Origin of the sequence: Pseudomonas fragi (assembly GCF_900105835.1) — a bacterium.
Taxonomy (GTDB): Bacteria; Pseudomonadota; Gammaproteobacteria; order Pseudomonadales; family Pseudomonadaceae; genus Aquipseudomonas; species Aquipseudomonas fragi.
This window is the reverse complement of the sequence record NZ_LT629783.1, coordinates 86,614-102,539: the sequence shown is the minus strand read 5'-3', so window position 1 is coordinate 102,539 and position 15,926 is coordinate 86,614. Positions and strand designations below refer to the sequence as shown.

The 15,926-nt window shown below is 62.4% G+C and carries 11 protein-coding genes; 1 reads left to right on the top strand and 10 read right to left on the bottom strand.

Annotated features, from left to right (window positions below; all coding sequences use genetic code 11):
• Positions 1 to 5: 5 nt before the first annotated feature.
• Positions 6 to 563, bottom strand: a complete 558-nt coding sequence (locus BLU25_RS00525; RefSeq protein ID WP_083369465.1) for a helix-turn-helix domain-containing protein — start codon at positions 561 to 563, stop codon at positions 6 to 8.
• A gap of 158 nt (positions 564 to 721) precedes the next feature.
• On the opposite strand from BLU25_RS00525, the gene BLU25_RS00520 reads away from it, so the two are divergent.
• A complete protein-coding gene (locus tag BLU25_RS00520; RefSeq protein ID WP_016780395.1) occupies positions 722 to 1,309 on the top strand; it encodes a LysE family translocator in 588 nt (195 codons plus the stop codon).
• On the opposite strand, the gene BLU25_RS00515 is transcribed toward BLU25_RS00520, so the two are convergent.
• The 9 genes from BLU25_RS00515 to bcsQ all read right to left on the bottom strand — a co-directional run bounded on the left by BLU25_RS00515 (position 1,306) and on the right by bcsQ (position 15,922).
• Positions 1,306 to 2,136 (bottom strand): AraC family transcriptional regulator, encoded by an 831-nt coding sequence (locus BLU25_RS00515; RefSeq protein ID WP_029611349.1) that lies wholly within the window; start codon positions 2,134 to 2,136, stop codon positions 1,306 to 1,308. The two genes, BLU25_RS00520 and BLU25_RS00515, sit on opposite strands and share 4 nt — an antisense overlap.
• Positions 2,137 to 2,345: 209 nt before the next feature.
• Positions 2,346 to 3,485 (bottom strand): alginate O-acetyltransferase AlgX-related protein, encoded by a 1,140-nt coding sequence (locus tag BLU25_RS00510; protein ID WP_016780393.1) that lies wholly within the window; start codon positions 3,483 to 3,485, stop codon positions 2,346 to 2,348.
• Positions 3,486 to 3,496: 11 nt separating this feature from the next.
• The gene (locus tag BLU25_RS00505) at positions 3,497 to 4,912 is read right to left on the bottom strand and encodes an MBOAT family O-acyltransferase (RefSeq protein WP_016780392.1); all 1,416 of its coding nucleotides are present in this window, start codon (positions 4,910 to 4,912) and stop codon (positions 3,497 to 3,499) included.
• An 18-nt stretch (positions 4,913 to 4,930) separates the two neighbouring features.
• Positions 4,931 to 5,599, bottom strand: a complete 669-nt coding sequence (locus BLU25_RS00500) for an alginate O-acetyltransferase AlgF (protein WP_016780391.1) — start codon at positions 5,597 to 5,599, stop codon at positions 4,931 to 4,933.
• Complete coding sequence (locus tag BLU25_RS00495; RefSeq protein ID WP_016780390.1) at positions 5,596 to 6,219, bottom strand: SGNH/GDSL hydrolase family protein; 624 nt, start codon at positions 6,217 to 6,219, stop codon at positions 5,596 to 5,598. The genes BLU25_RS00500 and BLU25_RS00495 overlap by 4 nt, the downstream gene beginning before the upstream one ends.
• 54 nt (positions 6,220 to 6,273) lie before the next feature.
• A complete protein-coding gene (locus tag BLU25_RS00490; RefSeq protein ID WP_016780389.1) occupies positions 6,274 to 10,251 on the bottom strand; it encodes a cellulose biosynthesis protein BcsC in 3,978 nt (1,325 codons plus the stop codon).
• A 66-nt stretch (positions 10,252 to 10,317) separates the two neighbouring features.
• Positions 10,318 to 12,624, bottom strand: coding sequence for a cellulose biosynthesis cyclic di-GMP-binding regulatory protein BcsB (gene bcsB / locus BLU25_RS00485; RefSeq protein WP_083369464.1), 2,307 nt, complete (start codon positions 12,622 to 12,624; stop codon positions 10,318 to 10,320).
• Positions 12,624 to 14,846 (bottom strand): UDP-forming cellulose synthase catalytic subunit, encoded by a 2,223-nt coding sequence (bcsA, locus tag BLU25_RS00480; protein ID WP_016780387.1) that lies wholly within the window; start codon positions 14,844 to 14,846, stop codon positions 12,624 to 12,626. Before bcsA ends, bcsB begins: the two co-directional genes overlap by 1 nt.
• Positions 14,843 to 15,922 carry a cellulose biosynthesis protein BcsQ gene (bcsQ, locus tag BLU25_RS00475; protein ID WP_083369463.1) on the bottom strand — a complete coding sequence of 360 codons (1,080 nt, stop codon included), beginning with the start codon at positions 15,920 to 15,922 and terminating at the stop codon, positions 14,843 to 14,845. The genes bcsA and bcsQ overlap by 4 nt, the downstream gene beginning before the upstream one ends.
• Positions 15,923 to 15,926 lie beyond the last annotated feature (4 nt).

The window sequence follows — 15,926 nt, the reverse complement described above, 5'->3', positions numbered from 1 at the left end:
TGTTATCAGGTGTAGACCCACAGCACGCGCGTGCGCTGCTGCGTCAGGTTGGCGTAGCGACAGCGGGTGTGACTGTCGAACTGGAAACTGTCTCCGGCATTGAGGGTGGCGGGTTCATCGTCGTCTCCCAGCCACAGGGTCAACTGCCCTTCGATCACATAACCGCCCTGCTCCGAACTGTCTGTCATGTGTCGATCACCGCTGCTGGCCCCGGCTTCCAGCAGGCTTTCGAGCATGGAGAACGACGCGCGGATTTGCGGCGAGACCAGAATGTCGGTGATGCCGTTGCCCAGGTACAGCGTGCGGCGCTCGTCCGGGCGGGTCACCCAGGGCAACTGCTTGGGCTTGGGCAGGCTGTAGAAATAGGTGGTGGGCACGCCCAGGGTCTCGCTGATGGCGGTCAGGTCGGCCACCGTGGGCTGGGACAACCCGCGTTCGACCTGGGACAAAAAACCCACGGAACGGCCGATCTTGTCGGCCAGTTCCTTGAGGGTGTACTTCTTGTGCTTGCGCAGGTCATGGATAAGGATCGCCAACGCGGCCATCTCTTCTTGCTTGTTCATTCCCGGCCGCCGTGAAATTCATATCGTTTAATTTCATGAAAAAATACAGATTAAATTTCACCAGCGCAAGTCACCCTGCACAGGGGAGTTTTGTTCAATACGCCGGGCTACGCGTCCCATAACCTCAAGGCTCAACCTTGAAGCGGAGGACAATCACGATGAGCGTGTTGATTTCGATGGCGGCATTCGCCCTGGCAGCCTCCATTTCACCGGGGCCGGTGAATGTGGTGGCCCTGAGTTCGGGCATGCAGTTCGGCCTGGGCCTCAGCCTGCGCCATGTGCTGGGAGCTACCGTCGGGTTTGTGGTGTTGCTGCTGTTTACCGGCTTCGGTCTGCATGAAGTGCTCAAGCAGTGGCCGATCCTCACCGACCTGATCCGCTGGGCCGGCATGGCCTTTTTGCTGTATCTGGCCTGGAAACTGGCGATGGACGACGGTCGAATCGAGTTCAGCGGGGCCGCGCGGCACCCGTCGTTTTTTACCGGAGCTGCCATGCAATGGCTCAACCCCAAGGCCTGGCTGGCGGCAGTTGCAGGAATGGGGGCGTTTGTTTCCGGGGGCGAAGCCACGCTGATCTGGGCATTTGCGCTGATCTATTTTGTGGTCTGTTACCTGTCAGTGGCCTGCTGGGCCTACACCGGTGCCTTTCTGAGCCGCTACCTGCACAGCACCCGGCGCATCCGCCTGTTCAATCGCGGCATGGCGGCCATGCTGGCGGGCTGCGCGGTGTCCTTGCTGTGGTTTTAGCCCTTGTACTGCCCGGGCGTGGCCGCGAGGTGCTTTTTGAACACCCGCTGGAAATGCGCCTGATCGGCAAAACCGGTTTGCTGGGCAATATCGGCGATCAATGCTCCTTCGCGCAGTTGGGCCTGGGCAAGCTGGATACGCCGGTTGATCAGATAGGCGTGGGGCGTCATATGGTAACGCTGCTCGAAGGCACGAATCAGGTAAGCCTCTGACAGGCTGGCGGCCTCACAGATATCCTGCAGGCGAAGAGTGCGCAGGAAATGCTCGTCGATATATTCAGCGGCGCGCTCCACCCGCGCATTGGCGGGCTTGGGCAGCGCAACCGAACCGCCCAGTTCCTGCTGCATCGCCGAAAAAAACTTGATCGCTGCTTCGTGCCTGGCCAGCACCTCAAGCTCAGGATCGATCAGTTGCGCATACAGCCCGGTGAGCCCGTTGAACAGTGCGGGCGATTGCGTGTAAGTGGCCGCAACGGGCTGGAACAGCCCGCCGGCATCCTCATCAAACCCCTGTTGAATGCCCGCTAGCCACTGCGCATCGACATACAGCATCACATAGGACCACGGCTGGTCCTCGACCGGATTACAGGCGTGAACATCACCGGGGTTCATCAACACCACCGTGCCAGTGCTGATCCTGTGGCTGGTTTTTTCATGCAGGTAGTTGCAGCAACCGGAGGTGATGGCGCCGATGGAAAAAATCTCATGGGAGTGCCGGGCATAACAGACCTTGCGGCCATCGGCGATGGAGCGCGCCTCGATAAAGGGCAACTGCGCATCCCGCCAGAACCTCGGAGTTGCGCAGTGTGATTGCGAGCTTGCAGGCATGGGATCGGGACCGTGATGGGCAGGTGTCTGGTTGCCAGACTAGCACTATCACCCACCGTTCGTAGCAGCTGCCGCAGGAACGAGGCTGCGTCCGGCGACGCAGTCGTCGCAGAATCAGGCACTGCGGTGTGCCAGATAAACCCGACTCGCAGGGTTTACGGTCGCTGCGCAACCGGACGCAGCCTCGTTCCTGCGGCAGCTGCTACGGCCTACATGAGCCTGATCGCTTCGCTGTAAGGCGTTTGCAAATCACGCTCGGGGATCTCCCAGATCACCAGCTTGGGCGGTGTCTGCTTGAATGCCGGGTTGCTGAAGTAGCCATTGGCACCACCGGAGAACTCGCCACCGTCCTTGGCAAAGTCACCTATCGGTGCGCCAAGGGCTTGTTGCACAAACCCGACAAAGTTGGAGTTGCGCGAGAACGAGGTACCGATCAGGGCAACGTTGGGCAGGTTGTCATCGCCCAACAGATCATCCAGGTTGTCTGCATCGCCTTGGGATAAATCGGCTTTCTCACTGAACCGGCTGGCCGCCACCGATTCCGCTGCGGGTTGCAACCCCACTGGCAACCACTCAAGACCGGCCAGTCGCACAAGATCTCCCGGACGACGTGACAGTTCTTGCCGCGCAGTTTCATAATCCTTGTGCGGCGTGGCGCTGATCCCCATTGCCTGTACCTGCACGGCGATGGCCCTGGCCGCCGCCGAGGCGCCCGCTTCACTCCAGTGGGTATCAGTACGCAGATAGGCATCGCTGCCCACCGACTGCAGAGCTGGCGCGAGATCCACAGCGCTCACCCCGGCCTTGTTCAATTCCTCAACCCAGGCTGCGGCGCGATGTTGCAACTGCGCCGGGCGGCGCAAATCGCACAGTTGCGCCCCGGCAATCCGGCTCTTGTCCGGCACCACGGCCACCAGCAAGCGGATACCGCGCCCTGCCAGCTGTTGCTGGATATCACGCACCGCTGCTGCCTTGGCTTGAGCATTAACCCGGGCATGACGGTTGACGCGCATTTCATCGGTCAAGAACAGCCAGCCCGCACATCCCGGGCGCACCCGCGCGCCGGTGTCGTGAAACATCAGCCAGCTCGCGCCACGTTCCAGATCCGCCGCCTTTTGCGGCACGCCAGCCTCGGACAATTGCCTGGCAAGCCGGTGCGTGACCTCGCCATGCAGCACTTGCTCGGAGGTCAGGTCAGGCGCCAGCATTGGCACCTGGGTACTGAACAACAGCCAGAGCGACGAGACAAAACTGACGACCAGAAAACCGGCAAATACCAGGCCGCCAAACTTGCTGACACGGGCGGTAAATTCAGAGGGTACAACCGGTTGGGGCGATGATGAGGACATGGGCGCGACCATCAGAACTGGAAGTACAGAAAGGGCACGGCTTCGCGGCTCGCGATCAACGCGAACGAAAGCAGAAAACCCGCCACCGGCCACAGAGCCGCCATCGGCGCAAACCAGACGCGGGCAGCAAAGCGTTGTTCATAACGGCTTTTGAACAACGGTGCGATGATGCACACCACACCCAGCAATGCCGCCAGGCCGTGCGCCGAGCGCAGGGTTACAGCCAGCCCGTCGCCCAGGGCAAAGTCGTGCAAGCCCAGCTGGCCAGCGTACATGTTCAGGGCAGCGGCAAAATCCGGCGCGCGAAACAGGGTCCAGGCCATAAACACAAACAGCAGCGTCAACGTGTGCGACAACCATGACGGGATGCGCGGCAGGCTGGAGCGCGACCACAACCGGTCCACACACAGTGCAACACCGTGGGCTGCGCCCCACAGCAGGTAGTTCCAGCTGTCGCCACCATGCCACAGCCCCGCGATGGCCATGGTCAGGAACAGGTTGCGATAGGTCTTCCAGGCACCGTTGCGGTTACCGCCCAGGGCGATATAGAGGTAGTCGCGCAGCCAGCTGGACAACGACATATGCCAGCGCCGCCAAAAATCCTGAATGCTGCTGGCCAGGTACGGCTGGTTGAAGTTTTCCGGGAAATGAAACCCCAGCATCAGACCAAGGCCAATGGCCATGGCGCTGTAACCGGCGAAGTCGAAAAACAGTTGCAGCGAATAGGCCAGGCATCCGATCCAGGCGTCGACAAACGAAGGATTGTCGAGATGAAAGGCCACATCCACCAACGGCGACAGGGTGTCTGCCACCAACACTTTCATGCACATGCCGATCATGAAACGGCGCGCACCCAGCGAGAAGTTCTGCCAGTCGAAATAACGTTTGGTGAGCTCGCGACGCACCCAGTCATAGCGAATGATCGGCCCCGCAATCGAGTGGCCGAACATTGAGATATAGGTGGCGTAATTGATAAAGCTGCGCTCCACCGGCACGGTGTGGCGGTGTACATCCACCAGATAGGAAATCGCCTGCAGCACGATAAACGACAGCCCGGCGGGCAGCGCCACACGCTGCCATTCCAGCGGCATCGCACCCGGATAGGTGATCCAGTCAATCCAGGTCGCGGCCAGGATATTGGCGTACTTGTACCAGCACAGCACCGCCGTGTTGAACACGATCAGCGCGATCAACAGCCGTACCCTGCCCCTGGCGTCCTCGCGGCTGCGATCGATCAGCAGCCCGCCCACCCAGGCCACGAGGGTCAACGCCACATGCAACGCAAGGAACATCGGGTTCAGCCAGCCATAGAACAACCAGCTGCCGAGCAACAGAATGACGTTGCGCCACTGCGGCTTGCCCAGGGCGTAAACCAGCATGAAGGCCGGCAGGAACAGCGTCAGGAACTCGAGTGAGGCGAAGACCATGGCAGCGGTGCAATCCGATCAGTGGGACAGAGTATCCGTGGTGCTCAACAGACGCGGCCCGCTGGCAGAAGGCACCAGCATCACGCTGTAGCGCTCGCCCGCCTTGAGCATGCCCAGATCCAGCGGCGCCCCCACGTTGGTATTGGCGCACACCAGTTGCACTGACAGGTTCACCGGGTTGATCGAACGTCGTTGCAGGCTGGCCACCGGCACCGCCTTGAACAGGTCAGCGCTGCGCCCGGCAGGCCGCAGGCTGGCGTCGCTGCAGGATTTGTCGACATTGACGAACGCCAGTGAAGCCTTGAGGCCGTTGAAGTCATCCGGGGTTTCGCGCACCGCGACCTGCTCGATGCCATCACCTTGCGGCACCACCACAATGGTCGCGAACTCACCTGGCTCGACCTTCAGGTCGAGGGCCAGCTTGTGCGCACCGCTGGCCAGCGAACCCTTGATCGCCTGGTTCGAATCCACCGGGAACAACAGCGAAGCCGGCGCGGCGGATTCAAGGCGCAACGGCGGCTGCCCTGGCTGGCCCAGCACGTCCAGAGGTGCACTGGTGGCATTGACGAAGCGGATAAAGGCCGCATCCTGGTCGGGGCCTGTGGGGTACAGCGCCACCTGCGCGCTCGCCAGGGCACTGAACGCCAACCCATGAATACCTGCGAGCGCCGCGATCACTTTATTCATTTTTTGGCATCCTTGAGGGCCGGGGCTTGCAGCAACGCCTTGTTGATCTCGTTGCTCCAGGTCCTGTAGCCCGTGGCGGTCATGTGCTGGCCGTCAATCGTGGCCCACTGCCCGGGTTTGGAGAAAGCCAGCGAGTCGATATAGCTGCACGGTGCAACGTTGGCGGCGAGGAACTTCGACGTCATCTCGACACGGGCAAAGTTCTTGCCGTACTTGCCGCCTTCCGTGCCCCAGTTCGGCCCGACCCACACGCAACGGGTGCCATTGGCGGCGATTGCCTTGGTCAGCCCGGTGGTTTGCTGCCACAGCCAGGCCTTGGGAAAGGCCGGCTTGGTGTAGCTGGCCATGGTGTCGCCCATCACGATCAGTACCAGGTCCGGCTTGTCGGTGGCCAGCAACTGGCTGATCGGCACGGTCGCGGCCTTGCCGCCGAGCACCACGGCCTTTTCGCTGCCACGGCGTTCGGCACCACCACAGGTGCCCGGCGTCGCCTTGAGCCAGTCACCGGCGTTGGCGCCGCAAACGCCCAGCGTGTGAACGTTTGCACCCTGAGCAACCAGATCGTTGTGCAGAGTGGCGATCAAGTAGTCAGGCGTCGCCAGATGGCTGTCGCCAATCATTAAAATAGTCATGCCGGCGAGAATCGATGCTGCCACGGTGAAAACTCCTGCTGCTTAATTCGAAGAATAAGGGGAAAGATAAGGGCTGACCGGCATCGGCATGCGCCCGGTGAAGTCTTCAAACATGTACCGCAGGTATAAACCGCCGGTCCATTGCTTGTAGTCCTGGGCGTTGTCCATCCCGAAGCTGCCGCCCAGGAAGTAGTTGTTGCCCAGACGGTACTCCGCCGCCGCACCGAGGTTGTAGCCAATACCGGTTTTGTTCTGGCCCGCATACTGGGTGGCCAGGCTGCTGCCGGACGCGGCAAACACTTGCGAGACCTGCTCCAGCTGGGCCTGCATGGCGCTGTCGTTGGGGAAGTACGGGGTCGAGTCCTGCTCGATATGCTGCAGGCCCACCGACCCCCTGAGGGTGTAGCTCAGGCGATCGGTGCGCTGCGACCAACTGAACGGCACGCCGATGGAAAAGAAATTCTGCGGGCTAAAGTAGCCGCCGTTGCCATAGGTGAAGTTCCCCTGGTTGTTGTCATAGCGGATGGCTGTGACGCCAAGGCCGGTGGTCAGCTGGCGGGTATCGTCGTTTAGCAGATACCAGTAGATCCCGCTGCCGCCTTCAATCCGGGTGTTGTCTTCGACGTTGTGACCCAGCAGCTTGTACAGGCCAGCGTAGCCATACACGCCGTAGTCGCCATTGTCGTAGCCCAGTTGCAGGCGCCCGCCATTGGCGGTGACGCCGCCCCACTTGAGGCCGCTGCGCGCGTCTTCGGCGCCGGCAAAGGACACCAGGCTGTCGTTGACCGCCCGCCGCGACAGGCTCGCCCCATAACGGAAATTGCTGCCCTCGCGAAACGGCCGGTCAATGCTCACGCCGCCCACTGGCGTGCTGTAGAGAAAGCCCATGGGGCTTACACCCAGATCGGCCTTGAGCCCCAGCGCCGGCATTTCCCAGCCCAGCGCCAGACCCACGCCGCTGTCTTTCTGACGCCCGGCCGAGCCATTGAGGTCGCCCAGGGCCGTATTCAACGAGTCAGCATCTGGTTGGGTGGCAAGCAAGTCCTGTACGGCGGCCATCTGCACGTCGTTGGGCCCGCCAAAGCGGGTCTTGGCCGAGTCTTTCACCGCGCCGGCATTGAGCGAAACCGGGGTCACGCGCAGGGCGATACGGTTATCCCCCACCGGCAGGCTGATTTCCAGCGGGGTTTCAACATCGGTGATTTTGCTCAGGCCCGATTCGCTGTCATTGGTGCGAATGGTCACGCCCTGAGTGATACGCGGGCTGCGCTCCTGCTTGATCTGGTCGAGCGCGCTCTGCATCGACTTGCGCGCCTCTTCTTGCGGATCCAGCGGGCGGGCCACTGTGACACGGCGCTCGTCATCCAGGCCACGACGCCGTGGCTGGACCTCATCGTCGAGCGGCGCGGGCTTGCTGTCGTCAGCCAATGCCGCGATCTGCACCTGGGCCGGTTCCGGGATTTGCGAAAAATCAGCCTCGGACAAGTGCGAGCGACTGCGCTGGCCAGACGTGCCGACAAAGGGGTTGGCGGCAACCGCACCGGCAAACGGATTGGCCTGTACCTTGACCGGCGCCTGCAAGGCCAGGGCACGGGCGTAAAGCTCGCCGGCCTTGGCGTTCTTGCCCTGGGCACGAAAAATTGCCGCTGCACTGGCCAGCACCTGGGCATCGTTCGGGGCCAGCGCCAGGGCTGTTTCGGTGGCCGTCTCAGCACCGCGCCTGTCGCCGGACTTGCTCAGTGCCTGGGCCATGCCGATCTGCAGCTGGGCATCGTCAGGGGCTTTGGCCAGCAGTGGTTTGTACAGTTCGATGGCCTTGGCGCTGTTGCCGTTGGCCAGGTACATGCGCGCCAGGGCCCCCACCGCTACCGGGTCATCGGGGCGCTGGGCCAGGGCCGGGGCGAGGGTGTCATAGGCGGCCACCAGGTCGCCCTTCTCCCGCAGCAGGTCGGCCTGACGCACGCTGTACAGATACAGCACTTCGTCGTAGCTGCGCTGATCGGCCGGGGTCAGCGGCTGGCGCTGCAACTCATGCAGCAACTGGTTGACCTGTTCATCGTCGCCGGTTTTGAGCAGCACCCCGGCATAGGCCAGACGCAAGGCCGGCGACGGGTTGCTGCTTTGCGCAATGGCGTTGCGCAGCATCGACAAGGCATGCCCGGAGTCACCAATATCGACATAGGCCAGCGCCAGCATGCCCAGCGATTGCGGCTTGCCGTTGGCCAGCAACTCGGCACGACGCAGCAGGGTCAGGGCCTGGGCGCCGTTGCCCTGCCTGGCCAGAGCCGTGGCCTGGCTGACCAGCGCTTGCAGTTGCACCTCGCTGGCCAGTTGTTGCATGGCCGTGGTGCGCTGACTGACCGGTATGCGCTCAAGGGTGCCTTGCGCGTTCGACCACTCGCCCATCTGGCTCGCCAGCAAGGCACTGGCAAACAGGGCCTCCGGGCGCTGCGGGCTGGCCTGGAGCAGTTCATCCATCGTCTGACGGGCCAACTGCGGGGTTTTGCCCTGCAGGTAATACAGCGCCAGGTCGTAACGGGTCCACACGCCCTGGGGGTCGTTGCGTACCGCTTCTTTCTGCGCAGCAATCGCGCCTTTGAGGTCGCCGCTGCGCTCGGCGTTTTTCGCCTGCCCCGCCGCCACTGCCGCGTGCAACGGGCGCAAATCGCCAAGACGCTGCTGCTGGGCCGGGGTCAACCCCTCGACCATCTTCAAGGCCCGGTTGGCCTGGCCGTTTTGCGCCATCACGGTGATCAACCCCAGCATTGCGTCCGGGTTGTCAGCGTCCAGGGTCAAGGCCTGACGGTAGCTGGCCTCGGCACTGTCCAGCTGGTTTTGCTCAGCCTGCACACCGGCGAGGGCAATGTAGCCATCGGCCTGACGCGGCTTGCTGGCAATGGCTTGCTGCAACAAGCTGCGAGCTTTGGACAGATCATTGCCAGCGCGGGCTTTTTCGGCCTGGTCAAGGAGGCTCCAGTAACGGTTACCGTCCAGCGCCGCTTGCCAGCGCGGGTTGCCGCCGCGGCCGATGGCCCGGCGCAGTAGTTCATTGGCGTCGTCGAAACGCCCCTGGCGCTGGCGCACCACGCCAAGGCCGCCGAGGGCATCGCTGTCGCTGGCCTGTTCCTTGAGCCGCGCCACAAACGCCTGCTCGGCAACCTCCAGTTGCTCGTCCTGCAAGGCCTTGAAGCCCCGCGCGACCTGGGGGTTCTGCTGCGCCGCCACACCCGCAGTGCCGCGGCTGTTCATTTGCGTGCGAATGGCCGTGTCATCCGGGTTGGCCTTGAGATAAGCCTCGAACAACGGCTTGTCCGCAGGTCGTGGCGAGCCGACCCAGACCAGCCCTTCGCGCCAGCTTTCAGTGGCCTGGCCGCCCAGCTCCGGCACCGTCGACAATTGCGCCAGGCGACGCAGGCCTTCGGAACGGGTGGTTTCGTTGCGTACCAGCAACTTGGCCAGCGCCAGGCGTACCCGGGCGTTGTCCGGCGTCTGTTGCTGCAAACGCTCCAGGCCCTGACGCGCCTCGCTCCAGCCGCCGGGCGTATAGCCCAGGGCGTTGTAGTACTCCAGCGCCAGATCACCCTGGGGCGCCTTGCCGGCGAAGATCTTGCGGTAGATCGGCACCGCCTTGGCAAGTTCGCCGTTGGTCACCAGCAAGCGCGCCGTGTCCAGTTGCTCGGCGTTGTTGCCCGCCTGCACGGCAATGGCTTGCTCCAGCAGCAAGGTCGGGCGTTCGCCCGGGTGGGCACGGCGCAACTGCCCCAGGTAATTGCTGGCACCGTCAAGGCGCTTGCCCTTGAGCTCAAGCATGCCAAGGCCATAGAGTGCATCGGCCTGTTTGGGGTCGATCAGCAACAGCTTTTTCCAGACCTCGGTGGCCCGCGCCTGGTCATCCTGTGCTTGCCAGTATTGACCCTGTTGCAGCAACGCCTTGCCCGCGTCGTCAAGGGCGGCAAAGCTGGCGCTGTGTATCAGGCTTGCGAAGATCCCGAACGCGAGGGCGTGGCGGCGAGCTGACATTTATATTCCCACATCGGTTGTTACTTCCCCTGTGCGGGGAAGTGCTTGTCCATAAAACCCGGCGCATCAGGCGTCAGGTTTCGAGTCATCGATTTCTCGCTCGGGTTCGCCCTGCAAGCGCTGGTTGGCCCGCGCCCGCAGCAGCAGATACGCCAGCCCGCTGAGCAGGATCAGGCCCAGGCCGGTGAGCACCAGCGCCAATACCACATGGCGCGAGATCAGCCATTGCAGGTACTTGATCGGCCCCAGGCTGCCGACGTAATACTGCTCATCAGCCACCAGCGGTTCGATATTCTTGCCGCGCACTACCACCAGGCTGCCCTGGATTGACTGGGTATAGTCTTCGCCGCCGATCAGGGCATTGGTCACGTCGGCCAAACCTTGGGGCTGACTGCTGGCAAGCACCACCACACTGCGCCCGCTTTTGAGCGGCGACTCGAAACCCGTCAGGTAGGTACTGCTCGCCCCCCCGGAGAACGCCATCGCCATGCGCGCTCTGCGCAGGTTGGCTTCAGGGTCCGGGCTTAACCAGTCACGCACGCGCATCGGCAGATCAGACAGGTGCAAGCTCAGTTGCCCTTCGGCATTGCTGGCCGGCAACTGATCGGCCCATTGCGCCAGCAGCGGCTGATTGCCGCCGGACGCCAGCACCAGCAAATCCTTGTTGGCCGCACTGGCCACCTGCGCGGCCTGGAGCACCTGCACCCCGGTCGCCGGGTAACCGGTGGCGTGACCAAAGCGGCCGAGTACCGTCAGGTAGGCCGCCAGGTCCGCAGTACCGGCGTTATCGGGCAACACCACGGCCGTCTGCGACAAGTCCGCCAGGCGGGTGAACGGGAAACCGGCATCCTTGAACACACCCAGGTTGGGCATGGCGATAAAGTGGTCGTAGCCACTGACATCAAGGGTCGACTCGGGGTCGATGCCCCCCCGCATGTTGTCGATGATGATGTCGTTGCATTCGCCCTGCTTGAGGTAGTCAAACATGTAGCGCAGTTGCAGGCGCGACTGCAGGGCTGCCGAATTCAACGGCAGCAGTAGCGTGGTTTCACGGCCAAGGCTGTCGTCGGACTGCAGGGCACTGAGCACGCCGCTGTCGAGTTTGTCCTGGGACAACAGGTTCTGCGACTGCATCAGGGCATCATTGAAGCTGATGATCAGCGACGAGTTATTGGATCGCTCCTGCGGCGTGTAGCGGTACTTCAGGTGCAGCGGCGCCCCTGCATCGCGCCAGGTAAACAGGTCCGGGGCAAAGTTCAGCGGCACGACAATATCGCCCGGGTTGTAACCCGAAACGCTCAGCTCCTTGGCTGGCAGCAACTCGCCCAGTTTCACCTTGCGATCACTGGGCAGCCAGTTCGGGGCGTCATAGGGTTTGCGTGGCTGCACCACCTCCATCCGCTCAATGACCACACTGTTGCCCGACAAGGCCTGGTTGCCCAGCACCAGGGCCGTCGCAGCGCGTTTGAGTTCGCTGCCATCGCGCCCACTGAGCACCAGCAGCTTGCCATTGGCGTCATTGGGGTTGGCCATGACGGTCAGGGTCGGCCCTTTGGCGGGTGGCAGGCTCAGGCTGCCGACCTGCAAGGCGTCAGGGCCACTGAGCAATACCACGGCATTGCCGCTGGCCGGGATCTGGTTGAATGCCGAGGTGAATCGCGCACCGCGATAACTGGCCTGGGCACCAAACCAGGACGACAGTGCACCTGCGGCCTCCAGCGTGGCATTGTCGGGCGCCGCCGCGAATACAAACGGCAAGTCCAGGGCACGCGCATCGCGACGGTCAAAGAACGGCAGCGGCATGATCGCCAGATCGTCAGGCAAGACCAGGGGAGACACATCAATGCCCAATTCGCTGGCGTTGCTGATCTTGGCCCACAGGCTGGAGTGCTGAGGGTCCTCGCAGCTCATGGTGTAGTGCCCGATAAACTGCAGGCTCAGGCGGTTGAACTCGGTAATCAGATGCGCCGGGATCTGCACCATCTGATGCTGCAGTTGCCCGGCCTTGTCCTTGGGCAACGCCAGGCTGGCGGCCACTTCATCGTTGACCAGCACGTTGATTTGCGACAGCTCTGCCAGCAGCGCCGGGGAATAGGTGTACTGCAGGTTGAGGCGGGCACCGGTGACGATCGAGTCGGCACGCACATCGAAGCTGACACTGTCGGTGGACTCCACCCCGCGCAGGCTCATCGGGTAATTGCGGCCCAACTGCTTGAGGGTCACGGTGTAGCTTGTGGCGCCGGCTGCCGGGGCTGGCGCAGTACTGTTGGCACTGGCAACGCCAGCGCACGCAGCCAGCAAGGCGCACGCCAGGCGGGCCAAGGCGCGGCGCGGCTGGCGCACATTGGCGAAGGCTGAAGGAATTGGGATCATCACTTGTCCAGGACATTTTCTAGCGTGGATGGGGTGACGCGGCGACGGCGCAGCAGGCTGCGCACTTCCATGGCCGAGGCTTTGAAGAGTTCATGAATACCGCGCAGGCCGATGCGGCTGACTTCGCGCAAGGCCACCATCGGGGTGTCGACCTGCCCGCGACCCCAGGTCGAGGCCCAGGTATCGGCGCGAGAGAATGTCAGGCGCACCAGATCGCTTTGTTGGCGCAGGCTCAAGGCATCGAACTGGGCGCCGAGCAATTCGCCGCGGCTAAATACAATCACCGCCGGGAACACGCTCAGGTGCTGGTTGCGAAACAGCGAGATCTGTACCCGCTCGCCCTGGGGCACATTGACCCCCTCGGGCAAGCGCAGGCCCACGCCTTTTTGCGAGAAGTCCTGGGTCATGCCCTCGATCACGCTGCCATCAGCGCGGGTCAAACGCGCCGGCAATTGCGCAGCAACCCGGGGTTCGGCACGGATTTGCCGGGTTTCACTGGCCACCGCCACGGCGGCACTGGTGATGATGACGTTGTACAGCGTCCACACCAGGTTGATCAGCAACGTGGTGGTGGCGCCCTCTTCGCCCAGAGCCAGGCGCAACAGCCCCCAGGCCAGGCCCGCCATATTCAGGGTCAACAGCACGATATACGGGCGGGCGAGCTTCCAGTCGAAGAATTTCTCATCAATGATCCCGCCCTTGTTGGTGACATTGAACCCACCCCTTTTGGGGTTGACCAGCGCCACCAGCACCGGGCCCATGATGTACCAGGCCAGTACCGTCTCGTAGACCTCGTTCCAGAATGAATGCCGAAACCGCCCCTGGATGGTGGAGTTGGTCAGGCTGGCATGGAAAATATGCGGTAAGGCATAGGCCGTGATCATCAACCCGGCAGCGTGGAAGATTTGCGCGTCAAAAAACAGAAAGGCCAGCGGCGCGGTCAAAAACACCAGGCGCGGCAGACCGTAGAAAAAGTGCAGCATCGCATTGAGGTAGCACAGCCGCTGCCCCAGGTTCAGGCCCTTGCCAAACAACGGGTTATCGGTACGGAAAATCTGCGCCATGCCCCGTGCCCAGCGGATCCGCTGGCTGATATGGCTCGACAGGCTTTCAGTGGCCAGCCCCGCCGCCTGCGGAATCGCCAGGTAGGCGGTGTTATAGCCGGCGCGGTTGAGCTTGAGCGCGGTATGGGCATCTTCGGTCACGGTTTCGACTGCCACCCCGCCGACTTCCATCAGCGGCTTGCGGCGGATTACCGCACAGGAGCCACAGAAAAACGTGGCGTTCCACAGGTCGTTACCGTCCTGCACCAGACCGTAGAACAGTTCGCCTTCGTTGGGTACCGAACGAAAGGTGTCGAGGTTCTTTTCGAACGGGTCCGGAGAAAAGAAAAAGTGCGGCGTTTGCAGCATCGCCAGCTTCGGGTCTTTCAGAAACCAGCCAATACTGACCTGCAGAAAGGATCGGGTCGGTACATGGTCGGCATCGAAAAACGCCACGAATTCACCGCTGGTGACCTTCAACGCTTCGTTGAGGTTGCCGGCCTTGGCATGCCGGTTGTTGTCGCGGGTGATGTAATTGACATTGATCTGCTCGCAGAACTCGCGAAAGTCTTCGCGCCGGCCGTCATCGAGCACATGCACGCGCAACTTGTCTTTGGGCCAGTCCATCGCCTGGGCGGCAAAGATGGTCAGCTTCACGATATCGAGGGCTTCGTTATATGACGGGATAAACACGTCAACCACTGGCCAATCGCTTGGCGGGCTCTTGAGCAATACCGGTTGGCGCCGCAGCGGCCAGGCCGTTTGCAGGTAGCCGAATACCAGCACCACCAGGGCATAGATTTCGGCCAGCACCAGGCCGTAGCCGAACGCCATGTCGACCCAGTCGTCGAACCCCAGGGTTTCGGTCAGGCGCCAGTACATATAGCGCAGCGAGGCCGTGAGTGAGAGGCCGATCATGATCAGGATGGTCAGGCGCCCGGGAACTCTGCGCAGCACCAATGCGGCAACAAAGCAGCCGCTGGCAAAGAGGCACTGCGCATAGAAATCGAACGGTGCGGTAATGATCAGCAGGCCCAAAAGCCCGCAAACTACGGCGGTGCCGGCCAGCAGCGCACGGCGTGCCGCCACTGGCCACTGATCAAGGCGATCAGACAGCGCCTGGGCCCAACGCTGAAAACGGCTTTGCGCCCCCCGGGGGGCACTGCCTGACTGGCTCATGGGGCGGATATCCCCGCCGCACGGGTGCTTTGCAAGACGGTTTTGAGTTGCTCGCCAAGCTGCAAAACCCCTTCCCCGCCTGCAGACCCGGCTGGCGCTGCAAGCGGGTTGTGGCCATACGCCAGGGCCTCGCCAAAGCTATGATCCTGTACAACCACTGCCATTAACTGAGCACCCAGGCGGCGCTTGAGCACTTGGAGCATGTCGCGGGAAAACTCACGGTCGGGCTCAAAACGATTGACCACATAACTGCGCGCAACGTCGGCCCCCAGCAGGCGGTCCATATGTTCCAGGGCAATAAAACTGGCCGCATCGGCGGCAGTGACCACCAGTACCTGATCGGCCACGTCCAGCGCCTGCTGCAGATATGCCGAGCGACCGCTGGGCGTATCGACAATCACCAGGTCATGCGTGCCCAGCGCCATGCGCTCCAGTTGCCGGGCCAGCCAGTGGCGGTCCTGGCTCATTTCGCGCTCCAGGGCACAGTGCTGCTCATCACTCAACACGCCGTAGGGCAACACTTGCACGTCGTTGAAGCCCTGCTGCAGATGGCTGCTCCAGTGGGTACTGCCCATGCCGGTCACGCCGGATGCAATCCCGAGGTGATGATGCAGGGCATTTTGTGGATCAAGGTCAATGGCCAGGGTCTTGCCGCCCTCCAGGCGCACGCTGCTGGCCAGGCTGGCGGCCAGCGTGGTCTTGCCAACGCCGCCCTTGGCCGAGACCAGCACGACGACACGGGCCTTGCACTGCGGTGTGCGCAATTGCGCCTGCAAAGACTGGGTCTCGGCCTGACGGGCCAGTGCCACCTCTGCGAGCAAATTACGCAGCGGGGTTGCAACGTCGGCAGAGCTCATCAGCGGCGCCTGCACTTCAGGTTGCACCAACACCTCCTGAGCGGGTGCAACCAGCGGCAGGCCAACCGGTACAGGGGCCGTGGCTTGAGCAGGCAGCGGGGATTTAACCTGGGCTGGGGGTGTATTGGGGTAATCGAACTGACTGTCAAACTCGTGATAGCTGTCCGAAGTGGCGCCGAACCTGCTGAACAAATTCGATATGTCGTCTGTACGACTCATTAGT

Excerpts from the sequence above, each read along its gene's own strand:
- BLU25_RS00525 (WP_083369465.1), bottom strand. The coding sequence starts at position 563 with ATGAACAAGCAAGAAGAGATGGCCGCGTTGGCGATCCTTATCCATGAC.
- BLU25_RS00520 (WP_016780395.1), top strand. The coding sequence starts at position 722 with ATGAGCGTGTTGATTTCGATGGCGGCATTCGCCCTGGCAGCCTCCATT.
- BLU25_RS00515 (WP_029611349.1), bottom strand. The coding sequence starts at position 2,136 with ATGCCTGCAAGCTCGCAATCACACTGCGCAACTCCGAGGTTCTGGCGG.
- BLU25_RS00510 (WP_016780393.1), bottom strand. The coding sequence starts at position 3,485 with ATGTCCTCATCATCGCCCCAACCGGTTGTACCCTCTGAATTTACCGCC.
- BLU25_RS00505 (WP_016780392.1), bottom strand. The coding sequence starts at position 4,912 with ATGGTCTTCGCCTCACTCGAGTTCCTGACGCTGTTCCTGCCGGCCTTC.
- BLU25_RS00500 (WP_016780391.1), bottom strand. The coding sequence starts at position 5,599 with ATGAATAAAGTGATCGCGGCGCTCGCAGGTATTCATGGGTTGGCGTTC.
- BLU25_RS00495 (WP_016780390.1), bottom strand. The coding sequence starts at position 6,219 with ATGATTGGCGACAGCCATCTGGCGACGCCTGACTACTTGATCGCCACT.
- BLU25_RS00490 (WP_016780389.1), bottom strand. The coding sequence starts at position 10,251 with ATGTCAGCTCGCCGCCACGCCCTCGCGTTCGGGATCTTCGCAAGCCTG.
- bcsB (WP_083369464.1), bottom strand. The coding sequence starts at position 12,624 with ATGATCCCAATTCCTTCAGCCTTCGCCAATGTGCGCCAGCCGCGCCGC.
- bcsA (WP_016780387.1), bottom strand. The coding sequence starts at position 14,846 with ATGAGCCAGTCAGGCAGTGCCCCCCGGGGGGCGCAAAGCCGTTTTCAG.
- bcsQ (WP_083369463.1), bottom strand. The coding sequence starts at position 15,922 with ATGAGTCGTACAGACGACATATCGAATTTGTTCAGCAGGTTCGGCGCC.